The sequence below is a fragment of the Streptococcus dentasini genome (genome assembly GCF_053206945.1).
Genome location: NZ_JBRUHS010000008.1, coordinates 62,053 through 86,865, shown reverse-complemented (window position 1 = coordinate 86,865; position 24,813 = coordinate 62,053). Strand labels below are relative to the sequence as shown.

The window sequence follows — 24,813 nt, the reverse complement described above, 5'->3', positions numbered from 1 at the left end:
GTATTGGCTCTAGAGGTTAGGCTAAAGATCGAAAGAGCAATGGGAAAAGTTCATTTGTCGCAGTCTCCCAGCTGTAAAGGAAACGATAATTATGGTGAAATATTTATTAAAACGTCTTGTGATTTTAGTGGTTACCCTCTGGGTGGTGGTTACCCTTTCATTTTTTCTGATGCAGATTTTGCCAGGGACACCGTATAATAATCCCAAGTTGACCGATGAGATGATTGCCTTGATGAATAAACAGTATGGATTGGATAAACCAGTGTGGCAGCAGTACCTCACTTACTTGTGGAACATTCTGCATGGTGATTTGGGAACAAGTTATGCTTCTGTCAATCAGTCGGTTTCTACCTTGATTAGTCAGCGTTTAGCTGTTTCAGCCCAGTTGGGTGTTCAGGCTTTAGTAGTTGGTATCATCGCAGGATTGTTTGTTGGGGCTGTTTCTGCTCGCAATAAAAACAACTGGGTTGACGGTGTGCTAAGTGTCTTGTCTACCCTTGGTATTTCGGTGCCGTCTTTTATTATCGGCCTACTCTTGCTGGATTACCTTGGGTTTAAGTGGAATTTATTGCCCTTAGTTGGCTGGGGAAGCTTTGGTCAGTCTATTTTGCCGACTCTTGCTCTAGCTATTCCTGTCTTTGCGCAAGTAACGCGTTTCTTTCGCAGCGAGGTGATTGAAACACTCAATACCGATTACATCCAATTAGCACGTGCCAAAGGATTAACAGCATCAGAAGTAACTGGACAACACGCCTATCGCAATTCTATGATTCCGGTTTTAACCTTGATTGGGCCATTGGCAGCCAATATTTTGACCGGCTCGGCTCTAATTGAGCAGATATTTTCTATTCCTGGTATTGGTCAGCAGTTTGTCAGCTCGATTCCGACTAAGGACTATCCTGTTATTATGGGAACGACTATTGTTTACGCTTTGATGCTGATGGTAGCTATTCTGGTAACTGATATTATCATCAGTATTGTCGATCCTCGTGTGCGTTTGCAGTAAGGGAGAAGACTTATGGAAGATACAAGAACATTTAAATTGGTGGGGGTCGGCAGTAGAGACTCGCAGGAAAAAATTCAGAAGCCTACTCTCTCGTTTATACAGGACGCTTGGCGGCGTTTAAAAAAGAATAAATTAGCCTTTGTGGCTCTTTGGTTTTTGGTTGCGATGATGGCCTTGGCTCTGATTTCAACAGCCTTTGTCAGTCGGGAAGATGCTAATAATTTTAACAGTGACAAGGTGACAACTTACCGCAATCTCCCTCCCAAAATCAGTGAGCAGCTACCTTTTTGGAATGGCACTATCAAGTATTCTGGTGTGGCTAAAAAGATAGATGTATATAAGGAACAAAAGGTACCTAGAGGTAGGAAGTTTATCCTTGGAACAGATAATTTGGGACGTAGTGTTGCTAAACGGGTCATTGTGGGGGTCAGAATTTCCCTCTTGATTGCTATTGTTGCCACTTTGATTGATCTTTTGATTGGTGTCAGTTATGGTTTGATTTCTGGTTTTGTCGGCGGTCGAACTGATACGATTATGCAGCGGATTATTGAGGTAATTTCTTCGATTCCCAATCTGGTTATTGTGACTATGCTAGGCTTGCTCCTGGGGAATGGAGTGACAGCTATTATTATCTCGATCGCTATTGTGGGTTGGACAGCTATGGCTCGTCAAGTTCGTAATATGACTTTGTCTTATAAGGAAAGAGACTTTGTTCTAGCGTCACGGACCTTGGGTGAAAGCAGCCTGCGTATTGCTTTTAAGCATATTTTGCCCAATATTTCTGGTATTATTATTGTTCAGATTATGATGACAGTACCTAGCGCCATCATGTATGAGGCAGTCTTATCAGCTATCAATTTAGGTGTTAAACCGCCGACGGCTTCCCTAGGTTCTTTGATTACCGACGCCCAAGAATACTTACAATATTATCCTTATCAGTTGGTTATTCCAGCTATGGCTTTGGTTCTTATCTCCCTTGCTTTTATCCTTTTAGGAGACGGCTTGCGGGATGCCCTTGACCCTAAGTCAAATACGGAAGAATAGGGGGAAACTCATGACAAAAGAAAAAATTTTAAGCGTGAAGAATCTCCATGTTCATTTTCATACCTATGCTGGGGATGTTAAGGCTATTCGGGATGTTAATTTTGAGCTTTATAAAGGGGAAACTCTTGCGATTGTGGGGGAATCGGGTTCTGGTAAATCTGTAACGACGCGTACCCTTATGGGCTTATCTGCCAAAAATGCTGAAATTAGTGGGGACCTTCAATTTAAGGGAGTCAATCTCAACGATTTAAGTGAAAAAGATTGGGTTGGCATCCGTGGTAATGATATTGCTATGATTTTCCAAGATCCTATGACCAGCCTTGATCCAACCATGAAAATTTGGAAGCAAATTGCTGAACCTAGGCTAATTCATGATGAGGATTTAGAGTATGATGAGGCCTTTGAGCAGGCTGTCGATTTGATGGAGAAAGTCGGTATTCCGAATGCACGTGATCATGCCAATGATTATCCACATCAGTGGTCTGGAGGTATGCGTCAGCGGGCAGTCATTGCTATTGCCTTAGCTGCTAATCCTGAAATTCTCATTGCTGATGAACCAACAACAGCTCTTGATGTCACCATTCAAGCACAAATTCTGCATCTGATGAAGGACATTCAGAAACAAACACAAAGCTCTATCATCTTTATCACCCATGATTTAGGGGTTGTAGCTGGTATGGCCGATCGGGTGGCTGTGATGTATGCTGGTAAAATTGTCGAGTATGGCACGGTGGATGAGGTCTTCTATCATCCGCAGCACCCTTATACTTGGGGGTTATTGGGTTCAATGCCAACTATCGGTACAGAATCTGGCAGTTTGCAAGCGATTCCGGGGACTCCGCCTGATTTACTTAATCCTCCCAAAGGGGATGCCTTTGCTTCGCGCAATGTTTTTGCCCTTGATATCGATCATGAGGTAGAACCGCCCATGTTTCAAGTATCCGATACGCATTTTGCTGCAAGCTGGCTTTTGGATGAAAGGGCGCCATCGGTTACGCCGCCTGAATTTATTCAAAAGCGTTGGAGATACTGGCAGGATTTAGAAGGGAGACGAAAATGACTCAAGAAATGAAAAAATTAGTAGAAGTCAAAAATGTTTCTCTTATCTTTAACAAGGGTAAATCCAATCAAGTCAAGGCTATCAATGATGTCAGCTTTGATATTTATGAAGGCGAAGTTTTTGGTCTGGTAGGAGAATCCGGCTCGGGAAAGACGACTATTGGTCGCTCTATCCTTAAACTTTACGATATTGACAGCGGTACTATTACGTTTAGGGGGCAGCCCGTCAGTATGCTAAGAGGAAAGGAACTGCATGATTTTCGTAAGGATACTCAGATGATTTTTCAGGATCCCCAAGCCAGTCTGAATAGTCGGATGACCATTCGCGATATTATTGCAGAAGGTCTTGATATACATAGACTAACGACTACTAAAGAGGAGCGCCAGACCAAGGTAGAGGAGCTGATTGAACTAGTTGGCCTGAGTAAGGATCACTTATCACGCTACCCGCATGAATTTTCTGGTGGGCAGCGTCAGCGGATTGGGATTGCTCGGGCTTTAGCTGTTAATCCTAAGTTTATTGTAGCCGATGAGCCTATATCAGCTTTGGATGTTTCCATTCAGGCGCAGGTTGTTAATCTTATGCAAACTCTACAGCACGATCACGGTCTCACCTATCTCTTCATCGCCCACGATCTATCAATGGTTAAGTATATCTCTGATCGTATCGGCGTGATGCACTGGGGCAAGCTTTTGGAGGTTGGTCCAGCTGATGAGGTCTACAATAACCCTATCCACCCTTATACTCAGTCTCTTTTGTCAGCCATTCCTGAGCCTGATCCGGAAAAGGAACGAATGCGTGTACCGAAAGTTTATGATCCTAATGCGAAAGAAGATGGACAGCCGCGTCAGATGTATGAAATCACGCCTAATCATTTTGTTTATGCTACAAAAGAAGAAGCAGAAGCTTATCAGAAATAGTCTGAGGCAGAAAAAAAGAACACGTTTCTTTTCCACTCTCAGGTAAAGTAACCCTTGTGTAGCAGTGCTGGCCTCTCTCATCTCTTCTTCACATCTTAATTTTTGAAGGAAGATGCTGACGTGAGCAGTTGTTCTAAAACATTATTTTGATATTTCCAAGCAAAATTTTTTAAATTATTAAATTTTTCCTATATAATACTTGATAAGTTAGGAAAAGGACTATGTATCAGATAATTAAAATGTACGGAGATATGGAGCCTTGGTGGTTCCTTGAAGGATGGAAAGATGATGTTGTTGAGGTGCAAGAGTTTGACAGTTACTACGATGCCCTCAAATGTTATAAGCAAGAGTGGTTTGCACTTTTCGAGCGCTACCCTAGTTTCAATAGTAAAAGCAGTGTTATGACAGCTTTTTGGAATAGTCAGGATCAACGCTGGTGCGAAGAGTGTGCTGAATTTTTGCAGCAGTACTATTCATTGACTCTGTTAAAGGATTGGGAAGCTATTCCCAAGGATTGGTATCGCCCAGGATATAATCGCAGTAATGATAACCCTATTCCGCCTAGTTGCCCAGTTAAGATTGCTTTATAGAAACGATAGGCTCTTTGTCAACTGTAGTGGGTGACTTATAACGAACATCTAGAGAAGCCCAGATTGGTCTTCTCTTTTTGAGTATGATGGGCATGTCGCACATCTGAGGTGTAAGTCCTCCGTGGTCACCCGCTATCGGTGAACCCCATAGTGACTCCCAAGCCTGACTATCGTAAGGAAGCGGAGAGAGGAAGGAATAGCGAAATTCTGGCTCTGCAAATAGAAACGTGATATCAAGGTGTTTATAGCGGATGGGGAGGCAAATAAACCACCCGCTATGCGAGTGCGCAACGGTTATACCAAAAAACTCCAAACGCATTACAATAGAGGTGTTCGAGCCAATTGTAAAGCGAAAAGAGAAAAATATAGCACATAGTTTATCACACACAAAGTGGATGTGTAATACCACATTGTGTTCACTCCCAAGTATAGACGAAAAGTAATCATCAATATCGCAACAGTTTAGGTGAGATATTTCACCTAAACTGTTGCTATAAGGGTGTTGAGATTATTGAAGGGCATTTGATGCTTGATCATGTTCATATGTTAGTCAGTATTCCGCCTAGAATTAGCGTTTCAAGTTTCATGGGGTATTTAAAAGGTAAGAGTGCTCTGATGATGTTTGACAAACACGCCAATCTCAAATATAAATTTGGGAATCGCTATTTTTGGGCAGAGGGCTAGGATGTCAGTACAGTTGGACTTAACGAAGCCACCATAAAGAAGTATATTCAGGAACAAGAAAACCATGACATAGCCCTTGATTCTTGAGTGTGAAAGAATATGAAGATCCCTTTAGGGAGATAGTAGCAAGTAATACGAATGCCTCTTTAAGAGGCTGGTGACGAGTCAAGAGCAATGAGGCTTGAACAACGTGAAAGCCAGCGTCTTTAGACGCTGGCTGGTATTTTGGGCTTATAGCCCTGATTCAAACCACCCGTTTGACGGGTGGTTTATTTGGTTTCTCACAATTAGAGGCCAAAATCTTCCTTCAAGCGTTCCAAAAGAAGTTTCATCGTCGCCTTGTTAAGTCTATACTTGGTTGTTCCCTTTTTATCTGCTTTAATCAGGAGCAACTGGGCATTGATCAGTTTTTGCGTATGGAAGGAGACATTGGCTGCGGTGATGCCTAGTTTCTCAGCAATTTCCTTACTCTTCAAATCACCCTTGAGCAACTCTAGGAGAACCCGATAACGATTTTCATCCCCTAGAGTTCTAAGGGTCAGGGCCATATTCTCATCAGATAGGTGTCGCTCAGTTTCTACTAGCAGGTTAACCCTAGGATAGATATAAAAATATATCCGTTTGTCAGGTTTTTGTTCATCAAAGGTAAGGACAATAAACATGTGCCAAGGCGACATGACAAAGATCTCACAGGTTTCTCTTCGGAGGTTTTTAAAAGTCCCTTTAAAGTCAATAACCTCTGATCCTTCAAAAAGTTTTTCTAGGTCTAGGTTCTGGGCAAATCGGTCCCGCTCCTCCTCGTACTGTTTCTGAAAGGGTTGATAGAGGGGGATGAGGTCCTCGTAAAGAGCAACCAGACCATCGATTAGAGTTCTAGGATGGTGATAGGCCCAGAGCAGGCGCCAACGCCCCTCATCAGAAATTTCACTATTTTCCAAGACCTCAAGAAGGGCATCTTGGGGCAAGGCATTCGCTTCTACCTTGACCTCCAGAAAGGCCAGAAAGAGCTTCTGAATGCTTTCATCTGATAAGGTTTGGAAGGCCAGAAGGGCCTCAGCCATATCCTGGGGATCCTGCCCCTCTTCCAAGAGATAACGATAAAGGTAGTCCGAAAAGGGGATTGCTTCCTTCATCACGAAATAACGGTTGATACGTCCTTTAAACGGATCCAGCAACTGCTGAAACTGCGTCAGCAAAGCCATGATATCCTTGATTTGCTCTTTTTGTGTAGTAGTCAAATCCTCTAAAAACGTAAATATGGCATTGCCCAGTAAATTAGGGAAATACAACTGGTCCATGATAAGACTGCGGTGTTTGTGGTATTGGTAGTTCATAGTCTCTTTCTTTCTGATATTGTGATAGACCATGCTTTCTAGTATCTCTGCTATCATCTAGGCACTAGGCAAATGGAGAAAAGTCCTAGAGGCGACTGGTATTAAATTGGGGTTTGGGACTTTTTAAGAGACTCGGCAATCTCACAAATCGTCTGTCTGTAGGCCTCAGGATTGTCAGACATCATCGCATGCCCAGCATCCAAGAGGTAAAGTTTCTTGTCAGGAGCACTAATCCTTTCAAAATAAGTCATGGCTGACTCAAAAGGAGAGTAATCCCAGTCCTGATTACCAAGGATATAGTAAACTGGTATCTGGTAATCACTCCCAAGTTTATATAGGTCGATGTGCTCCAAAGAATTTGTCAATTCTCTGCTAGCAGTAGAAAAAATTCCTGTGGCAAGTCTCCAAAGATCTTTTATGCCTAAACCTTTGATAATAGGTGACTTGAAAAACAGCTTAAGCAAGGAAACTATTCCGTCATCACTCACTGCTGCGCTTTGAGAATCACTAAGGTCAAGGCGAGGCCCTCGATTGACATCAGGTCTATCTAAGGCATCCGTGTCTCTCCCATCATTGGCTTGCCTTGAGTAAGGCTTGTATTTCCTACTGAGTTGCCTGACCCTCAGTATCTGTTTTCTGTCCAGAGGCAGACTAGGATAAGCTCCAATCTTCTCTAGTTTTTTTCTATCTCGAAGATTACCAGATTTTTCAATCTTTTGCCTCAATTTAGCATGAATTAGCCTTTCCCCTTCTACAAAATTGATAGACTGGGCACAACCGATATAACATAAGATATCCTGAGGATGGTCTAGAACAAAAAGACTACCCAAGACGCTACCAAAGGAATGCCCGATAAGACCAATCTTATCCTTCTGATAGACTTGCTTCAGATAGGCGACCAACTCCTTTAAATCTGCTTTGAGTAGGTCTAGGCTAACCTTGGTCTTGCTCCCCTTGTAGCGGGATCTTCCTGCCCCCCTCTGGTCGTAGTAGACAATCGTATAGTTGCGCTCCTCATAGTCTTCAACCAGATAGGCAAAGGGACTTGAGGGCTCGCCTGGCCCCCCATGGATAAAAATAAAGACTGGATTCTCTGGCATAGATTTGTAGTGAAGGAGGTAGTGGTTACAGCCGTTGATCAGGACATATTCTTCAATAAATGTGTGCGATTGTTTCATCTGCCAAGTCCTTTCTAATTGCTACTATAATTTCTTTTTTAAGAGTTAGTGAGATAGGCGACTTTGGGGGCTAGTTTTCATCCCTAAGGCATAAGCCACAAGACCTAAGGAAAGCAAGAGGAGCAACCAAGAAATCTGATCCGCACTGAGGACTAAGACAAGTCCTGACATCAAGAGTTGGAAAAAAGCCATCCCCGCCATAAAATAAGTACTTATCCCATTGGATATTAAGGCTAGTTTATCCTCTGGCAGACTGTTGAAGATCAGGGCATTGAACTTGGGATTAACGGCTCCAGACGATAGTCCCAGAAGAAAAGAGACAGAGAGCAAGAGGTAGGCATTATGGAGCAAAAGACTTACATAGAGCAGGATCAAAAGCACTGTAGTCAGGCGGATAATAGATATTAGCTTGACCTTCTTCAGGGCTGATATCGCTAGGATGTTTCCCAAAATACTACCAAGTAACACCGAAATAGAAATAGCAGCTAAGGTCACACTTGGATTGATGACCAAAAAGCCCTTATCTGTTTTCATCATTAAGACTACGAGCAAGCTGAGTCCACCTAACAAACCGTTGAGGGCAGGCATAATAACCATATTCATCTTAATCTCAGGGATTTTAAACATCTCCTCGATAACCAACTTAATGGAGGCTCTGAAATCTTTGATAAAGCTGACCTGTTCTTGGGACTGATGAGTCGTTTGGATAGGATTAGCTACCAAAAGTTTATTGAGTTTTGGACAAAGCATGAGCATGATGACTGCTGCCAGAGCGAAGGTTCCTGCATTAACAAGGGCCAATTGACTATGGTACATGAAGGAAATCAACACCGCACCAATCCCATTAAAGACCATTTGGCAAGTGGTCTTTAAGGCCTGACTAAAGCCCATCGCTGCTTCACGGTCCTCATTTGACACCACGCGCAGACTGACTGGGGCATAGAGGCCATTTTCATATTGTCCAGCTAGATCGGAAAAGAGATTAACCACAATGGCCACCATCACAATCCAAAGGGCTGGACTGAAGGTCATGCTGAAACCTACGAACAGATAGAGTAGCGCACGAAAGAGCTAAGTGGCAATTATGGTTTTGACCTTATTAGGTGTGCGGTCAGCTACATAGCCCAAGACTACCTGCGAAAAAATAGGGATAATCTCTGACAGACCTATGAGGGAAAGGGCAAACTTAGCATCTGGCAAGAGGAGAACGTAGTTCATCAGGGCTAGGTAATACAGGATATCTCCAAAGTTGGATAGGAGATCACTAGCAAGCATGGTAAGGTAAAGTTTGTTAGAGAGAATCGTCTTCATAGCTGTCCTTTTAAAAATAACTAAATTAAAAATCAAGTAATTACTTTACTTATAGTTTAACAAATACCAAAAATTAGGTCAAGAATAAGTTATAAAATTTATCAATTATTTTATTGCATAACAAATTGGAACGGAAATAAGTCCCTAATCCCATAGACCAGAAACCCTAGTATGTGTAGGCATTAGTTTCAGAAGGGTAGTCTGGTTTGTCACTCATCCTTATGAGAACATGGAAACTACTCCCTAGCACTATCGTTTAATAGACTATCATGTTAAGAACTAGAGAAAGTCACAAAATGGTGCCGCTGGTCTCCGTCCTAGTCAAAGAGAGTGGGACTCAATCGGTCAATCGTCATGACAGGGCGATTGACCGATTTTTCTCGCTGTCCTATTTTAAGGTTCAGACCTCTGCGCTTTTGTTTTTAGGTGGCAGACTTTGTCAGCCTAACCTCAGACTGTTAAAGGCCACCGGGAGCATTTAATCCCACTCCCTGTGCAATTGTCTAGTCCAATCAGTGTTTCTTTCACTTTCTTTTTGTTTTACGAATAGATAGGTAAGAGGAGGTTAGGTTATGGTTCAAATTTTAGGGCGGCAGCTGATTAAGCAGGCTGTTGAATGGGAAGCTCAAGATATTTATATTCTTCCCAGAGGAGACACTTATAAGGTTTACATGAGGGTTGGTGATGAAAGACGCTTTATCGATACTTACCCAACAGAAACAATGTCTGGTTTAGTGAGTCATTTTAAATTTGTCGCTGGTATGAATGTTGGTGAAAAGCGACGCAGTCAACTGGGATCTTGCGATTACGAATTTATAGACGGAGAAAGGGCAGCTCTACGTTTATCAACAGTTGGTGATTATCAGGGACATGAAAGTATGGTGGTTCGCCTACTTTTTGATCAACGTCGTCAGCTACATTTTTGGTTCGATGGCCTAAAAGAGTTGTTACCGCGAATTATCGGTCGAGGGCTCTATCTTTTTTCGGGGCCTGTCGGTTCAGGTAAGACAACGCTGATGTATGAATTAGTTACTCAGAAATATGCTGACAAGCAGATTATTACCATTGAAGATCCGGTGGAAATTAAACAGGAGGACATGCTTCAGTTGCAGCTTAACCCGAGTATTGATATGACTTATGATAATTTAATTAAGCTATCTTTACGCCACCGTCCGGATGTACTCATCATCGGTGAAATCCGCGACAGCCAGACAGCGCAGGCTGTTATTCGAGCCAGCCTGACAGGGATTACGGTTTTTTCGACTGTTCATGCAAAGAGTATTCCCGGTGTTTATGCCAGACTTTTGGAACTTGGGGTAGCTCCCCAAGAGCTAGATAACAGCTTGGCAGGCATTGCCTATCAGCGCTTGATTAGAGGAGGGGGAATGATTGATTTTGTCACAGAAAATTTCCAAACATACTCGGCTGAAAGCTGGAATAATAAAATTGACCAGCTTCTTGCAGCAGGACATATCACTGAGGCACAGGCAGCAGCCGAAAAAATTAAAGATTAACCGTCAGCGTAAAGTCATTCAGCTTTTTAACAATTTATTGGAGTCTGGATTTACTCTGACAGAAATTGTTGACTTTCTGGAACGCAGTCAACTTTTGTCCAGCGCTTATACTCAGCAGATGCGATCTAGTATGCTGTCTGGGGAAAATTTGGCTGTGATGATGGCAGGTTTAGGGTTCTCAGATGATGTGGTTACCCAACTTTCTTTGGCTGAGATCCATGGCAATACCCAAGGAAGTCTGATTAAAATCGAAAACTATCTAGTCAATCTAATGACCGTTAGAAAAAAGTTGATTGAGGTTGCGACTTATCCTGTTATTTTGCTGCTCTTCTTGGTATTGATTATGTTGGGACTGCGTAATTATCTTCTACCTCAATTAGAAGGAGGAAATCTAGCGACAAGAATTATTAACAATTTGCCAGTGTTTTTTCTAGGCAGTGTTTTGGCAGTGAGCCTCCTAATTCTGGTGATATTATGGCTGAAAAAGCGTTCAATTAAGATTGTCTGGTACTCAAAATTGGTAAAATTTCCGTTTTTAGGGCGGTTTTTACAGCTGTATTTAACAGCTTATTATGCTAGAGAATGGGGCAATCTTATCGGTCAAGGGGTGGAAATGAGCCAGATTGTTCAGTTAATGCAAGACCAAAAATCCCAGCTCTTTCAGGAGATTGGACGCGATATGGAGGTAGCCTTACTGGCAGGTCAAGAATTTCATGATAAAGTCTTAGACTACCCTTTCTTTTTGCCTGAACTCAGTCTGATTATTGAATACGGTCAAGTCAAATCTAAATTAGGAAGTGAGCTAGAAGTTTATGCCCAAGAAACCTGGGAGACCTTTTTTGGTAGAGTAAACCGAGCAACTCAAATGATTCAACCCCTTGTCTTTATTCTGGTTGCTCTAGTTATTGTGATGATTTATGCAGCTATGTTGCTACCTATGTATCAAAACATGGAGGTTCAATTATGATGAAAACATTATGGAAACGTTTAGTTTCCCAAAAAGTTAAGGCCTTTACTCTTATTGAAATGTTGGTGGTTCTTCTTATTATTAGCGTTTTGCTTTTGCTGTTTGTCCCAAACCTAGCCAAACAAAAAGATAATGTCAAAAATACCGGTGGAGCAGCTATTGTCAAAGTAGTAGAAAGTCAGGCAGAGCTGTATGAACTTAATCATGCAGATAATGCGACTGTCTCGAAACTTGTATCTGAAGGGGATATTACACAGAAACAGGCGGACTCTTATAATGACTATTACAAGAAACATAAGGAAAATCGCAACGTACCGAATTAAAGCTTTTACACTATTAGAAAGTTTACTTGTTTTATTTATTACAAGCTTTTTGCTGCTAAGTTTTACAGGAGGCGTGCAGCACATCTTTACGGATGTTCAAGAAAAATTGTTTTTCCTATCCTTTGAGCATCTCTATCAAGACACTCAGAAACTCAGCAATGCCCAGCAAAAGGAGATGACATTGAGTATTTCTGATGGAAAGGTAACCAATGGAGTATCCAGTTTAGCAATTCCTGCTAGTGTTGATCCTAATCAGAACTACAGCTTGGAGTTTTCTCCTACTGGGGGCAACTCCTCTCTGGAAAAGCTGAGCTTTTCTACCAGTGAAGAGACGGTGACTTATCAACTTTATATAGGGAGTGGTCGTTATAAAAAAACAGAGTATTAATGCTTACATTCTTTTAGAAAGTCTTATCGCCTTGGCAGTTCTCGTTACCATCGTGACTCTAGTGTTAGGGGAGATTAATCGTAATCGTGAGGAGCTTGCTGCTAGCCTTCATCGCCAGGAAGTGCTTAATGTTGCCCAAATGGCCGTTCAAGCAGACGAGGACAGCATGACTTTGAATGGTGTTAGGGTTAGTGTACAGCGAGATTCGCATGCTATAAGAGTCTATGAGGGTGATGAGGAGGTTTTATATGTGGCTAAAAACTAAATCAAAAGCGTTTACCCTGCTGGAATGTTTGGTAGCTCTTTTGGTTATTGCTGGCAGTGTTATGGTATATCAGGGATTAACGCAGGTTTTGACCAGCAATGTTGCTTATATCAGCAAAAACGACGAAGAAGATTGGCTACTGTTTTGTCAACAGCTGCGTTCGGAATTATCTGCGACTAAGTTAGATGATGTTTCCGGCAATAAGCTTTATGTGAGCAAGGGCCAGCAATCTTTAGCTTTTGGCAAGTCCCGCTCTAGTGATTTTCGCAAGACAAATGCCGATGGTCGCGGTTTTCAGCCGATGCTCTATGGTTTAAAAAGCAGCCATATCAGTCGGTCTGGCCAAACGGTGACAATCAGGGTTTTATTTGAATCAGGCTTAGAAAGGACCTTTGTTTATGCATTTAAGGAAACAGGTTGAAGCAGGGGTTCTCATCTATGCTTTACTAATGGCTGCCATTTTCGTCTTATTGCTACAGTTTTATCTGGAACGTTTGGTCGCTAATCAAAGGCAAAATCAAGCCTTAGAAAGTAATGCTCAAGCTTATTTGATGGCTCAAATGATCGCTAAAGAAGCCTCTGACTCATCAGGCCAGTACTCTTTTAATCAAGGAAAAGCGATTTACCAGCAAGGTGATCAGTTTCTTAGAGTAACGGTTGAGCTGTCTGATGGCGGTCGCTACACTTATGATTTCCCTCGGAAAAGTTCTGATGATTCAAATACCAGTAATGAGGATAAGAGTAAACCTTCGAGTTTGGAAGAAAAGGGAAAGTCAAGCGATAGCAGTCATTCAAGCAGCAGTACAGATGGAAAACAATCTGTAGCGAGGTAGAGCAATTAGGTTCTATCTTGTTTGGCACTGTAAATTTAGCGATTCGAATTTCAAGAAGCTCAAGCTCTCTTTTCGTGGTTTGGATAACAATTAAAGGGCGGACCAGATAAAAATTTGTATGAAGTGCTGAGTCTATTCTTGTGCATTAGAGCTGGAGACCAGCTGTTTATCTTCGGCCACGTGTTTCTAGGTTTTCCATTTTGTCTTAATTTTGTTATGATAGAACTATGAATTTTGAGAAAATAGAGGCAGCCTACGAGCTGATTTTAGAAAATGTACAACTGTTGGAAAACCAGTTGAAAACTAATATTTATGACGCTTTGATTGAGCATAATGCTATCTATTTAAGTGGTGGTAGCGACAGTCAAGATCAAACTATACTGGCTAATATCGCTAAACTGCATCAGTTAAATTTATCAGCTGAAGAATGGCGTCGAGCCTATCAGTTTATCTTTATCAAGGCAGCTCAGACTGAACCGCTGCAGGCTAATCATCAGTTTACACCTGATACGATCGGCTTTGTCCTGCTCTTTTTATTGGAAAATCTAGTATCTGCTGATAAGCTTGACTTATTAGAAATCGGCAGTGGAACAGGTAATCTTGCCCATACTCTTATCAATAATAGCAGTAAGCAGCTGGATTATATGGGTTTGGAAGTTGATGATTTGTTGATTGACTTATCAGCTAGTATTGCGGATGTTATTGGCTCAGATATTGGTTTTGTTCAAGAGGATGCGGTACGTCCGCAACTCCTAAAGGAGAGTGACATCATTATCAGTGATTTACCAGTTGGTTACTATCCAGATGATACCATTGCTAGTCGATATCAGGTGGCAGTTAAACATGAACATACCTATGCTCATCACCTTTTGATGGAACAGTCTTTGAAGTATTTAAAGAAGACTGGGTTTGCTATTTTTTTAGCCCCGGTTAATCTTTTGACAAGTCCCCAGAGTGATCCGCTTAAGGAGTGGCTAAAGGGCTATGCGAATCTTGTTTCAGTTATCACCTTGCCAGATCAACTTTTTGGTAGTCCTAATAATGCTAAATCTATCTTTGTCTTACAGAAGCAGGCTGCACAAGCCCCTGAGACTTTTGTCTATCCTCTGACTGATTTACAAGATCGTGAAAATTTGCTGGAATTCATGGAAAACTTCAAAAAATGGTCAGCTGATTATATTCTTCCGTAAAAAAATCTGTTATAATGAGGTTGCTGTTTTAGAAAGCGATTACATTTTATGGGAGGTAACTTATGTCAAAAACAATCGCAATTAACGCTGGAAGTTCGAGCCTTAAATGGCAGCTTTATCAGATGCCTGATGAAAAAGTTCTAGCTAAAGGACTAATTGAGCGCATCGGTTTAGAAGATTCTATTTCAACTGTTAAATACGATGGCAAATCGGACTCACAAACGCTTGATATTCCAAATCACACGGTTGCCGTCCGTATCTTGCTAGAAGATCTAACCAAACATGGTATCATTGCTGATTTTGCTGAAATTACCGGAGTTGGGCATCGTGTTGTTGCTGGTGGTGAGTACTTTAAAGAATCTGCTCTAGTGGATGAAAAGGTTATTGAGCAGGTAGAGGAATTAGCACTTTTAGCACCGCTTCATAATCCTGGAGCAGCGGCTGGTATTCGTGCTTTTAAGGAAATCCTGCCAGATATTACTAGTGTTGTTGTTTTTGATACTTCCTTCCATACAACTATGCCTAAATATGCCTACCTCTATCCTATTCCGCAGAAATATTATCGCGATTACAAGGTACGCAAATATGGCGCCCATGGTACCAGTCACAAGTATGTTGCTCAGGAGGCGGCTAAGCTTTTGGGGCGTCCCTTGAAAGAACTTAAATTGATAACAGCCCATATTGGTAATGGTGTATCTATAACGGCGAATTACCATGGCGAGTCAGTTGATACTTCGATGGGCTTCACTCCTTTGGCTGGTCCTATGATGGGAACGCGCTCAGGTGATATTGATCCGGCTATCATCCCCTATCTGATTGCTCAAGATCCAGACTTAAAGGATGCTGCTGATGTAGTCAATATGCTAAATAAGCAGTCGGGCTTGGCTGGGGTATCAGAAAACTCTAGTGATATGCGTGACATTGAAGCTGGTATTCAGGCTCAGGATAAAAATACTGTCTTAGCCTACAATATCTTTATTGATCGATTGAAAAAATTTATCGGACAATATTTTGCCGTTCTCAATGGAGCCGATGCATTAGTCTTTACGGCTGGTATGGGTGAAAATGCCATCGGTATGCGCCAAGATATTATTGCTGGTTTGAGTTGGTTCGGTATGGAGCTTGATCCTGAGAAAAATGTTTTTGGCTATGTTGGTGATATCTCATCTCCAAAATCAAAAGTCAAAGTTCTAGTTATTCCAACTGATGAAGAGCTCATGATTGCACGTGATGTTGAGCGTTTAAAAAATATTGACTGATAGTGCGTCTGCATTGTAAAAATGAGTCTTACTATTAGAGTAAAGTCGTTATTCCTCGTAAATGTCTTAAATTAGGGAGAGTGTCACAGCTGGTCTAATTTCAAAAAAAATTAGTGCGGGGGAGCTCATCGTGTTCTTTGCCTATCGACTGATAATTAACAAATACGGTGATAGAGAAGAAGAGTGGGACAGAAATCAGTAAATCGTGGTAAAATCACGATTTTGATTTTCCTCGCTCTCTTATTTTATGGCTCAAACCTCTGCCACTTTCTTGTTTTTAGATGACAGGTTTTGGCTATCCCCAGATTGCCAAACTCCATCGGAGCATTTTGACACTGGCTTACTGGCTTTACAAGCTTTATTTCTCAATTAAAAAGGTCTACTAGATCTTTTAACTCACGTTCATAGAATTGGCTATCCTCCAACAGTTCCCCAAACTGTTGGAGCTATCACTTGCGTGGTCGTTAAACAGTCCACTGGACTGTTTAAGGGGACGCCTAAAGTTAGGGAAGCGGGACCGCCAATCAGCATCATTGGTGCTAAAGCGAACTGTGCAGGGGTAAGACTTCTTGGATAGCCAACAAGTCTTACTCCCAACCACTGCGTCGATCCGGTAAATCTAGGATAATACTAATGGGTCTGGCCTTTTGTCCCAGACTCGTTTTTTGTTTTCCCAATCACTTGAGATTTCTTATCATTGCATGCTTTTAACTTTCCAAAATTGTCTTTTTGAGGTATAATAGTCAAAGTTAGTCAAAGATAGGAAGGGTAGTCTATGCCTATAAAAAATACTTCAGATAGTATTGAAGAGTACATCAAAAAGATCCTAGCTCAGTCGGGAATTGCGGAGCTTAAGCGCTCGCACTTAGCAGATTCATTTGATGTTGTACCCAGCCAAATCAATTACGTAATCAAGACCCGCTTCACGGAAAGCAGGGGCTATGTTGTTGAGAGCAAACGTGGTGGGGGCGGTTACATCCGTATCGCTAAGGTAGCTTTCTCTGATAAGCACCATCTCCTCGGGGCATTGGCTAATTCTATTGGTGAGAGTATTAGTGAACAGGTTTTTGATGATCTCATTCAGCAGCTCTATGACCAAGATATAATCAGTGAACGTGAAGGCAACATCATTCTAGCTTCATCTTCAGATGCTGTTTTAGGTGACGATGCACCGCACATTCGTGCTCGTATGCTCAAAAAGATTATTCAACGATTAGATAGAAAAGGAAATCCTTATGACTGATTATTCCCTGAAAATGCAAGAGATATTTGGGCGTGCCCAGTATCAAGCGGCTCGTTTTCAGAGTCAATATTTGGAAACATGGCATATTTTGTTGGCTATGGCCGATATTGATGAAACAGTCGCCCGTCTGACTTTGGCAGATTTTGCTGATAAGATTGATTTAGATGAATATGAGGACGCTGCTACTCTGATCATGCGTCGTAAGCCCCTGCGAACTGTTAATGCCCAGCATATTCTAACTGCTTCACTGGGCTTGAGGCGTGTTTTAGACTATGCCGGTCAGATTGCTCAGGCCGTGAAAGCTGATGAAATTGGCAGCGAGCACGTTTTGATGTCTCTCTTGCTGACGCGTGATAATATGGCCCTGCGTATTTTGGAACAGGCTGGTTTTTTGACACAGGATGAAGGCGATGCCCAGCTCCGCTTAATTGATTTACGTAAGGTCTTGGAACGCTATGCCGGTCTTACCAAAGATGATATCAAGGCTATTTTTGAGCTGACCAAACCTAAGAAAAGTGGCAGTAGCAATTTTAATAATATGATGACTCCCCAAGCTAGTCCCGGAGAGCTGGCAGATTTCACTCGTGACTTAACCGCCTTATCTGAAAGCGGCCAGCTGGAAAAGGTTATTGGTCGAGACGAAGAAGTGACCCGTATGCTTCAGATTCTCAGCCGTAAAACTAAAAACAATCCGGTTTTAGTCGGTGATGCTGGTGTCGGAAAGACGGCTCTGGCTTACGGACTGGCTCAGCGCATTGTGGAAGGAGAGGTTCCTTATGAGCTGGCTGATTTCCGTGTCTTGGAATTGGATATGATGTCAGTAGTAGCTGGGACCCGTTTTCGCGGTGATTTCGAGGAGCGCATGAACCAAATTATTGCTGAAGTAGAAACTGATGGTCATATCATTCTCTTTGTTGATGAGGTTCACACCATTATGGGTTCTGGTAGTGGTATTGACAGTACCTTAGATGCTGCTAATATCTTGAAACCGGCCTTAGCGCGTGGTAGTCTGCATATGATTGGAGCAACAACCCAAGAGGAGTACTCCAAACATATCGAAAAGGACGCCGCTCTTTCTCGCCGTTTTGCTAAAGTTTTAATCGAGGAACCAACAGTAGATGAGGCTTACCAGATTATCCTAGGATTGAAAGGTAGTTACGAGAACTACCACAATGTTACAATTTCTGACCAAGCCGCTTTAACGGCTGTCAAGGCTGCCCACCGTTACTTAACTAGCAAGAATCTACCTGATTCAGCTATTGATCTTTTAGATGAAACCAGCGCTGGTGTCCAAAATACGGTAAAAAAATCAGCACCTGAGTTTCTAACATCTGCTGATCAAGCCTTGCTGGCTGGTGATTTTCGTTCTGTCGGTAGACTTCTTGAGCAAGATTCAGAGGTTGCTGACAAGCCTGAACCAAGTCCTATCACAGATGATGATATTATGCGTACCCTCAGCAAGCTCTCGGGTATCCCCGTTGAAAAGATGACACAGGCGGACAATAAACGCTACCTCAGTTTGGAAAAGGAGCTGCATAAGCGAGTGATTGGTCAAAACGACGCTGTGTCTGCCGTAGCACGTGCTATTCGTCGCAATCAATCAGGTATCCGTACAGGCAAACGTCCGATCGGTTCCTTTATGTTTCTTGGGCCAACGGGGGTCGGAAAGACCGAGCTGGCTAAGGCTCTAGCAGAACTCCTTTTTGATGATGAATCTGCTCTTATTCGCTTTGATATGTCTGAATATATGGAGAAATTTGCGGCCAGTCGCCTCAATGGCGCCCCTCCAGGTTACGTTGGCTACGACGAGGGTGGAGAACTGACAGAAAAGGTTCGCCAAAAGCCTTATTCTGTCCTCCTTTTTGATGAAGTTGAAAAGGCCCATCCAGATATTTTCAACGTTTTGCTGCAGGTCTTGGATGATGGGGTCTTGACCGATAGCCGGGGACGCAAGGTTGATTTTTCCAACACCATAATCATCATGACCAGCAATTTGGGGGCAACGGCCTTGCGTGATGATAAGACAGTTGGTTTTGGTGCTAAAGCGCTCAGTCAAGATTATGATGCTATGCAGTCACGCATCATGGAAGAACTCAAGAAAAATTATCGACCAGAATTCATCAATCGAATCGATGAAAAAATTGTCTTCCATAACTTAACACCTGAAGATATTCGGCAAGTTGTCAAATTGATGATGCAACCTTTGGAGCAAGCCTTGGCTGATAAAGGGATGACTCTCAAGGTACAGCCAGCAGCTCTTAAAATTCTAGCTGAGCATGGTTATGATCCTGAAATGGGGGCCCGTCCTCTGCGTCGCAGCATTCAAACGCAGGTAGAAGATAAATTGTCAGAATTGCTTCTCTCAGGTGAGCTTGAAACAGGGGCAACACTGAAAATCGGCAGCCACAATGGTAAGTTAAAGTTTACTATTGCCTAAATCAGAATGACTACAGTACGACAGACAGAAAAGAAAAAACATCTTAGATTTTAAACCTAAGATGCTTTTTTAGAATTAAAATAGATAAGGTAGCCGATAGCAACATAAGCAACAACAACCGTGGCTAATAAAATTTCAAACTGACTCAGCCTCAATAGCCAACCATCATTTAATTTAAGACGCATAAGGCTGAGAACTAGGGCAGTTGCTGTGCTGACGCTAGGAAAGGTAAAGGCAGAAAAAGTTGGAACAAACCAAGTTTTGATCTGTTTGGCTAGAAAAATTACCGTCCCCCAATAAAATCCCTGCGACAAAATAAGAAACCAGCTTACCATGATACCAGAGTAACTTGGAGAAAGCTGAAGCAAAGCCAGAAGTAAGAGGGAGCTGGGGGCCGCCATAATAGCAGCATTGGGAATCTGCGCAGGGAGCAGCGGCCACTTGACTAAGCGATAAAGTAGAAGCAGCATTAAGATAACATAGGCTAGAGAGGTCAGGTAAAAAATAGCCCACCCAATGTTTGTTTGGTCAATGACTCTTGCTGAAATAGAAGCAGCAGCTGGTCCTACATAGATGACAAACCAACCAGGATAAAGTGTTTTCCAGCTAGGTTTAGTCAAGGCTAACTTTGTAAAAAGGAGCAGAAAGCTTAGATGCCCGATAAGCCCCGCAGTCCAAATCAGCGTCAGAGCTAGTTTAGGCAAAGGTAGAACTAAGGGGGACAGCATCATAGCCATAAAGTAGGTTGGAAAGGTTGATGCTGGCAGGAGGTCTGCTAACTGCTTTCGGCAATCCTCTTGATGGCTGATGAGATAACCTGTTAAAATCAACCATAGAATGACTGTAAGAATTAATAGCATTTGGGCGATTGGCTGGCTGACAAATTTCCCGATTAAGTTAACTAAAGCGGTCATTCCCAGTAATAACCCAGTCAAAGCTAGGGGCAGTGATTGCTTCATAAATTCTCCTTGTGCGGGGGGCAGCATTAGGAGCCACTCAGTTTGGAACAGCTTCAAAGATTTCTTTGACTTGTGCTAAACTGTTGGCGCGAGCAACAGCTCCGCGGATTTTAGCAGCACCCGATGTTCCTCTGAGGTAGTAAGGTGCCAGACCACGGAATTCACGTACGGCGATATCTTCTCCTTTAAGCGTAACTAACCGTGTCAAGTGCTCAAAGGCGATGTCCAACTTTTCAGCAAAGGTTAAATCTGCTAGGATTTCTCCGCTTTCAAAGAAATGGTTGATTTGTGTAAAAAGGTAAGGATTGTTTAGGGCCCCTCGGCCAATCATGACAGCATCAGTTCCTATTTCTTCAAGCATAAAACGGGCGTCTTCCACTGTCTTGATATCACCATTTCCGATGAAAGGAATGGTTTTAATGGCCTTAGCGACACGTGCCAGTGTGTCATAGTCACAGCTGCCAGTATACATTTGTTCACGCGTACGACCGTGCATAGCCAAAGCGGATACTCCGGCTGCTTCGGCAGCTAGAGCGTTTTCGACCGCCAGAGTGTTATCCGACCATCCCGTCCGCATTTTGACAGTTAAGGGAAGGTCAAGGACAGACTTTACAGTCTTGATAACCTTGTAAATCTTATCGGGATCCTTCAACCACATAGCTCCAGCCTCATTCTTGACAACTTTGTTGACAGGGCACCCCATGTTGATGTCGACAAGATCGGCCTTGGTATTTTTTTGGATAAATTCTGCCGCCTGAGCCAAGCTCTCACCATCATTACCAAAGAGTTGGATAGAGACTGGGTGCTCGCCTTCGTCAATATGAAGCATGTGCAAGGTTTTTTCGTTATTATAGAGGATACCCCGGTCTGAGACCATCTCCATGACAACCAAGCCAGCCCCGAACTCTTTAGCGATGGTTCGAAAGGCAGAGTTCGTTACTCCAGCCATAGGCGCTAAAACAGTACGGTGGGGGATTTCAACATTTCCAATCATAAATGATGAATTAAGCTTTGTCATTGATAATGTCCTCCAAGTCAGTTTGAGTAAATTGATAGATGGTTCCACAAAATTGGCAGGTGATTTCTGCACCTTGATCTTCGTCTTTCATTGCCTGCAATTCTTCTTTGGGCAGGGTTCCCAAAGCCGCCTCAAAACGCTGACGGCTGCAGTCACAGATGAAGCTTAGCTTCTCTTCGGAAAGAACTTTATAATCATCTTCGCCATAAATAGCCTCAATCAGAGCCTGAGTAGGGTTGTCTCTTTCTAAAAGGCTGGAAATAGCGGGCATATTTTGAATACGTTTTTCAAAACGCGCAATCTCTTCTTCCTTCGCATCAGGCAGGACCTGCAGCATAAAGCCACCGGCGACCTCAACCTTATCATCCTGATCCAAAAGAACATTGAGTCCCACAGCAGACGGAGTTTGCTCACTTTCGGTCAAATAGTAGGCGAAATCTTCACCAATTTCACCAGATATCAAAGGGGTAGCTGATGTATAGGGGTGTCCTGTTCCATAATCAATAATAGATATAAACTGTCCCTGTCCCATAAAAGGGCCGACTAAGACCTCGCCGGTTGCAGTCTTTTTAATATCAACACCTGGATTTTGAATATATCCCTTGACCTGTCCTGCTGTATCAGCGACTGAAATAATATGACCAAAAGAGCTGTTACCGATGACCTTGACGGTAACTTTTGCACTTCCTTTTTGATTAGCAGCTAAAATCTGATTGGCAATTAAGGTACGTCCCAAAGCGACTGTTGATGACGATAGGGTGTGGTGTTTTTTTTGGGCAGTGCGTACCGTTTCAGTGCTATCCAGTACATAAGCGCGAAATGAGCCTGAACTGGCTATTGTTTTAATTAATTTATCCATAGTGCCCTTATTATAGCATAAATGAAGTTGTCAGAGAGTATTCTCAGCTTGTTGCAGTGTTACTTAATAATACTCATATCATATTTTCTTGCTTGCCTTTGCAAAATCTGGTATAGTTAACAGTACTGAAACATTTGGAGGACCCTAATATGCAATACAGTTCAATTATTATTCTCTTAATCATTTTAGCAGGAATGATGCTTTTTTCATCACGTAATCAAAAACGCCAAAAACAAGAGCGTGAAAACATGAAAAATAACCTAGTTAAAGGTGCTGTGGTTGAAACGATCGGCGGCTTAATTGCCGAAGTAGACGAAGTAGATAAGGAAAATCAGCGCATAGTTCTGGATGCTGATGGTGTTTATTTGACTTTTGCTGAACGCAGCATTTTTAAAGTGATTTCCTCACCAGCACAAAATGCAGCAACAGATAATACAGCCGCAGTCGAACAAGAAGAAAGCAAGCAGGCTGATACAACCGATGAGGCAGAGACGGCCATTGAAGAGGGCTGAGATTTATAAATCAGTTGTGACCTAGTAAGGGATGACGATGTTTTTCATCCCTTTTTTGTTTGCTTTCCTAGTAGCCACAGGTGCAAACTTACTTAATTTATGGTAAAATTCTAAGGAGTATGGCTATATTTAAATTTAAGAAAAAAGAAGAGGCAGCAAGCCTTGAAAAGATCCCCAAGCATATAGGAATTGTCATGGATGGAAATGGCCGTTGGGCCAAGAAACGCCTGCAGCCGCGCGTTATGGGGCACAAGGCTGGTATGGATGCCCTGCAAAAGGTGACTGTAAAGGCCTCAGACTTAGGTGTCAAGGTCTTAACGGTCTATGCCTTTTCAACAGAAAACTGGTCTCGTCCGGATGATGAGGTCAATTTCATTATGAACCTGCCAGTTGAATTTTTCGATACTTATGTTCCGGAGCTTCATGCTAATAATGTCCGCATCCAGGTTATTGGCGATACGAGCAAGCTCCCAGTGGCTACATTTGATGCTATGCAGAGAGCTGTTGAGAAAACACAGCATAACTCAGGCCTAATCTTGAATTTTGCCCTTAACTATGGGGGACGTGCTGATATCGCTGGGGCTGTCAAAGCTATTTCTCAAAAAGTGTCGGAAAATAAACTGACTCTTGATGATATCAATGAAGACCTGATATCTCGTCACTTGATGACCAATAGTCTGCCCTTTCTCTACCGGGATCCCGATTTAATTATTCGGACGAGTGGTGAATTACGCCTGAGTAATTTTCTAATCTGGCAGGCAGCCTACAGTGAGTTTTATTTCCCCAGTGTGCTTTGGCCTGACTTTGATGAGGAACAACTGGTTTTGGCTATTGCAGAATTTAACCGCCGTAAAAGGCGTTTCGGCGGTCTATAGAGGAGTTAAGTATGCGTGAACGTGTGATTTACGGAGGGATTGCTGGAGCTATTTTTCTAGCCTTTCTGGTTATCGGGAACCTCCCTTTTCAGCTATTTGTCGGACTTTTAGCCATGATAGCCATGTCAGAGCTCTTCAAGATGAAGAGATTAGAAATCTTTTCTTTTGAGGGGGTCTTGGCTATGCTGGCAGCTTTCGTCCTGACTGTACCGATTGGGAATTATTTGCTTTTCCTGCCCTTGGACGCCAGTTGGACCTGCTTTGGCCTTATCAGCTTTATGATTTTAGCGGGTACTGTTCTTAATAGTGATGCCTATTCATTTGATGATGCTGTCTTTCCTATTGCTTCAGCTGTCTACATTGGTTTTGGTTTTCAAAATTTAATTACGGCTCGTCTTGACAGTGTCACTAAGGTACTCTTTGCCATCTTCATTGTTTGGGCAACGGACATCGGTGCCTATATGATTGGCCGCCAATTCGGTCAAAACAAGCTCATGCCTAAGATTTCTCCAAATAAAACCATTGAGGGAAGTCTGGGCGGAATCCTGTCAGCTTTAATTGTTTCTTTGATTTTTATGCTGACTGATAAGTCTATTTACAGCCCAAGATCTTTCCTTGTGACCATGATTCTGGTTGTTGTGTTTAGTATCTTTGCTCAGTTTGGAGATTTAGTCGAAAGTGCTATTAAACGTCACTTTGGTGTGAAAGACTCTGGGAAATTAATACCTGGACACGGTGGTATTTTAGACCGGTTTGATAGTATGATTTTTGTTTTTCCAATCATGCACTTCTTTGGATTATTCTAATGCCTCCTTGAAAAAGCAAATTAGTATCCTATATTCTAATCTGCTGTGTTTTATACAGCTCTGGTTTTGTTGTTTTGCTTACATGTGCTTCTCTTTGGGCTTTTTAAGTACAGGCAATCGTCCTGATCTAGGTTGTCTGCTTTACCCTAATAGGGTGGAATAATCAATCTGCCGCTGTCTTTTAGACCTGTTTTCTGTATGCTCAATATGGGAAACACTTTTTGTTTAAATATGAGGT

26 protein-coding genes and 1 pseudogene are annotated in these 24,813 nt (G+C 42.4%); 20 read left to right on the top strand and 7 right to left on the bottom strand.

What is annotated here, in order from left to right:
- Nucleotides 1-91: 91 nt before the first annotated feature.
- From ACVR1G_RS07310 to tnpA, 6 genes and pseudogenes are all read left to right on the top strand, one after another.
- The gene (locus ACVR1G_RS07310) at nucleotides 92-1,006 is read left to right on the top strand and encodes an ABC transporter permease (RefSeq protein ID WP_447452526.1); all 915 of its coding nucleotides are present in this window, start codon (nucleotides 92-94) and stop codon (nucleotides 1,004-1,006) included.
- Between the two features lie 12 nt (nucleotides 1,007-1,018).
- On the top strand, nucleotides 1,019-2,050 hold the full coding sequence (locus ACVR1G_RS07305; RefSeq protein WP_447452525.1) for an ABC transporter permease: 1,032 nt from the start codon (nucleotides 1,019-1,021) through the stop codon (nucleotides 2,048-2,050).
- Between the two features lie 10 nt (nucleotides 2,051-2,060).
- Nucleotides 2,061-3,110 carry an ABC transporter ATP-binding protein gene (locus ACVR1G_RS07300; protein WP_447452524.1) on the top strand — a complete coding sequence of 350 codons (1,050 nt, stop codon included), beginning with the start codon at nucleotides 2,061-2,063 and terminating at the stop codon, nucleotides 3,108-3,110.
- A complete protein-coding gene (locus ACVR1G_RS07295) occupies nucleotides 3,107-4,030 on the top strand; it encodes an ABC transporter ATP-binding protein (RefSeq protein ID WP_447452523.1) in 924 nt (307 codons plus the stop codon). The genes ACVR1G_RS07300 and ACVR1G_RS07295 overlap by 4 nt, the downstream gene beginning before the upstream one ends.
- A 221-nt stretch (nucleotides 4,031-4,251) precedes the next feature.
- Complete coding sequence (locus ACVR1G_RS07290; RefSeq protein ID WP_447452522.1) at nucleotides 4,252-4,620, top strand: DUF1033 family protein; 369 nt, start codon at nucleotides 4,252-4,254, stop codon at nucleotides 4,618-4,620.
- Between the two features lie 395 nt (nucleotides 4,621-5,015).
- Nucleotides 5,016-5,465, top strand: a pseudogene (gene tnpA / locus ACVR1G_RS07285) (IS200/IS605 family transposase).
- Between the two features lie 126 nt (nucleotides 5,466-5,591).
- On the opposite strand, the gene ACVR1G_RS07280 reads toward tnpA, so the two are convergent.
- From ACVR1G_RS07280 to ACVR1G_RS07265, 4 genes are all read right to left on the bottom strand, one after another.
- Entirely contained in the window at nucleotides 5,592-6,671 is a 1,080-nt protein-coding gene (locus ACVR1G_RS07280; RefSeq protein ID WP_447452521.1) for an ArsR/SmtB family transcription factor, read from the bottom strand.
- Between the two features lie 68 nt (nucleotides 6,672-6,739).
- Complete coding sequence (locus tag ACVR1G_RS07275; protein ID WP_447452520.1) at nucleotides 6,740-7,816, bottom strand: alpha/beta fold hydrolase; 1,077 nt, start codon at nucleotides 7,814-7,816, stop codon at nucleotides 6,740-6,742.
- Between the two features lie 45 nt (nucleotides 7,817-7,861).
- Nucleotides 7,862-8,866, bottom strand: a complete 1,005-nt coding sequence (locus ACVR1G_RS07270) for an MFS transporter (RefSeq protein ID WP_447452542.1) — start codon at nucleotides 8,864-8,866, stop codon at nucleotides 7,862-7,864.
- Between the two features lie 21 nt (nucleotides 8,867-8,887).
- Nucleotides 8,888-9,127: a hypothetical protein gene (locus tag ACVR1G_RS07265; RefSeq protein ID WP_447452519.1), complete on the bottom strand. Its 240-nt coding sequence runs from the start codon at nucleotides 9,125-9,127 to the stop codon at nucleotides 8,888-8,890.
- 572 nt (nucleotides 9,128-9,699) lie between these two features.
- Between ACVR1G_RS07265 and comGA the strand changes: the two genes are divergently transcribed.
- The 11 genes from comGA to ACVR1G_RS07210 all read left to right on the top strand — a co-directional run bounded on the left by comGA (nucleotide 9,700) and on the right by ACVR1G_RS07210 (nucleotide 19,546).
- Nucleotides 9,700-10,641, top strand: a complete 942-nt coding sequence (gene comGA / locus ACVR1G_RS07260; RefSeq protein WP_447452518.1) for a competence type IV pilus ATPase ComGA — start codon at nucleotides 9,700-9,702, stop codon at nucleotides 10,639-10,641.
- Nucleotides 10,523-11,608 (top strand): competence type IV pilus assembly protein ComGB, encoded by a 1,086-nt coding sequence (comGB, locus tag ACVR1G_RS07255; RefSeq protein WP_447452517.1) that lies wholly within the window; start codon nucleotides 10,523-10,525, stop codon nucleotides 11,606-11,608. Before comGA ends, comGB begins: the two co-directional genes overlap by 119 nt.
- Entirely contained in the window at nucleotides 11,605-11,931 is a 327-nt protein-coding gene (comGC, locus tag ACVR1G_RS07250; protein WP_447452516.1) for a competence type IV pilus major pilin ComGC, read from the top strand. Before comGB ends, comGC begins: the two co-directional genes overlap by 4 nt.
- Entirely contained in the window at nucleotides 11,885-12,319 is a 435-nt protein-coding gene (gene comGD / locus ACVR1G_RS07245; RefSeq protein ID WP_447452515.1) for a competence type IV pilus minor pilin ComGD, read from the top strand. Before comGC ends, comGD begins: the two co-directional genes overlap by 47 nt.
- Nucleotides 12,291-12,584 carry a competence type IV pilus minor pilin ComGE gene (gene comGE, locus ACVR1G_RS07240; protein ID WP_447452514.1) on the top strand — a complete coding sequence of 98 codons (294 nt, stop codon included), beginning with the start codon at nucleotides 12,291-12,293 and terminating at the stop codon, nucleotides 12,582-12,584. Before comGD ends, comGE begins: the two co-directional genes overlap by 29 nt.
- Complete coding sequence (gene comGF / locus ACVR1G_RS07235; RefSeq protein WP_447452513.1) at nucleotides 12,568-13,005, top strand: competence type IV pilus minor pilin ComGF; 438 nt, start codon at nucleotides 12,568-12,570, stop codon at nucleotides 13,003-13,005. The genes comGE and comGF overlap by 17 nt, the downstream gene beginning before the upstream one ends.
- Nucleotides 12,983-13,417, top strand: coding sequence for a competence type IV pilus minor pilin ComGG (gene comGG / locus ACVR1G_RS07230; RefSeq protein WP_447452512.1), 435 nt, complete (start codon nucleotides 12,983-12,985; stop codon nucleotides 13,415-13,417). The genes comGF and comGG overlap by 23 nt, the downstream gene beginning before the upstream one ends.
- Before the next feature lie 227 nt (nucleotides 13,418-13,644).
- Nucleotides 13,645-14,607: a class I SAM-dependent methyltransferase gene (locus ACVR1G_RS07225; protein ID WP_447452511.1), complete on the top strand. Its 963-nt coding sequence runs from the start codon at nucleotides 13,645-13,647 to the stop codon at nucleotides 14,605-14,607.
- Nucleotides 14,608-14,669: 62 nt separating this feature from the next.
- Nucleotides 14,670-15,866 carry an acetate kinase gene (locus ACVR1G_RS07220; RefSeq protein WP_447452510.1) on the top strand — a complete coding sequence of 399 codons (1,197 nt, stop codon included), beginning with the start codon at nucleotides 14,670-14,672 and terminating at the stop codon, nucleotides 15,864-15,866.
- 775 nt (nucleotides 15,867-16,641) lie between these two features.
- Nucleotides 16,642-17,109 carry a CtsR family transcriptional regulator gene (locus tag ACVR1G_RS07215; RefSeq protein WP_447452509.1) on the top strand — a complete coding sequence of 156 codons (468 nt, stop codon included), beginning with the start codon at nucleotides 16,642-16,644 and terminating at the stop codon, nucleotides 17,107-17,109.
- Nucleotides 17,102-19,546, top strand: coding sequence for an ATP-dependent Clp protease ATP-binding subunit (locus ACVR1G_RS07210; protein WP_447452508.1), 2,445 nt, complete (start codon nucleotides 17,102-17,104; stop codon nucleotides 19,544-19,546). Before ACVR1G_RS07215 ends, ACVR1G_RS07210 begins: the two co-directional genes overlap by 8 nt.
- A 56-nt stretch (nucleotides 19,547-19,602) precedes the next feature.
- Here ACVR1G_RS07210 and ACVR1G_RS07205 read toward each other — a convergent pair whose 3' ends face one another.
- The 3 genes from ACVR1G_RS07205 to hslO are packed head-to-tail and all read right to left on the bottom strand — an operon-like array spanning nucleotide 19,603 to nucleotide 22,382.
- On the bottom strand, nucleotides 19,603-20,505 hold the full coding sequence (locus ACVR1G_RS07205) for an SLAC1 family transporter (RefSeq protein WP_447452507.1): 903 nt from the start codon (nucleotides 20,503-20,505) through the stop codon (nucleotides 19,603-19,605).
- A gap of 37 nt (nucleotides 20,506-20,542) precedes the next feature.
- Entirely contained in the window at nucleotides 20,543-21,523 is a 981-nt protein-coding gene (gene dusB / locus ACVR1G_RS07200) for a tRNA dihydrouridine synthase DusB (RefSeq protein WP_447452506.1), read from the bottom strand.
- Nucleotides 21,510-22,382 carry an Hsp33 family molecular chaperone HslO gene (hslO, locus tag ACVR1G_RS07195; protein WP_447452505.1) on the bottom strand — a complete coding sequence of 291 codons (873 nt, stop codon included), beginning with the start codon at nucleotides 22,380-22,382 and terminating at the stop codon, nucleotides 21,510-21,512. Before hslO ends, dusB begins: the two co-directional genes overlap by 14 nt.
- 149 nt (nucleotides 22,383-22,531) lie before the next feature.
- Between hslO and yajC the strand changes: the two genes are divergently transcribed.
- The 3 genes from yajC (at nucleotide 22,532) to ACVR1G_RS07180 (ending at nucleotide 24,575) form a co-directional block, all read left to right on the top strand.
- A complete protein-coding gene (gene yajC / locus ACVR1G_RS07190; RefSeq protein ID WP_447452504.1) occupies nucleotides 22,532-22,894 on the top strand; it encodes a preprotein translocase subunit YajC in 363 nt (120 codons plus the stop codon).
- A 119-nt stretch (nucleotides 22,895-23,013) separates the two neighbouring features.
- Nucleotides 23,014-23,769 (top strand): undecaprenyl pyrophosphate synthase, encoded by a 756-nt coding sequence (gene uppS, locus ACVR1G_RS07185; RefSeq protein ID WP_447452503.1) that lies wholly within the window; start codon nucleotides 23,014-23,016, stop codon nucleotides 23,767-23,769.
- A gap of 11 nt (nucleotides 23,770-23,780) precedes the next feature.
- Nucleotides 23,781-24,575, top strand: a complete 795-nt coding sequence (locus ACVR1G_RS07180) for a phosphatidate cytidylyltransferase (RefSeq protein WP_447452502.1) — start codon at nucleotides 23,781-23,783, stop codon at nucleotides 24,573-24,575.
- The last annotated feature ends 238 nt before the right edge of the window (nucleotides 24,576-24,813 follow it).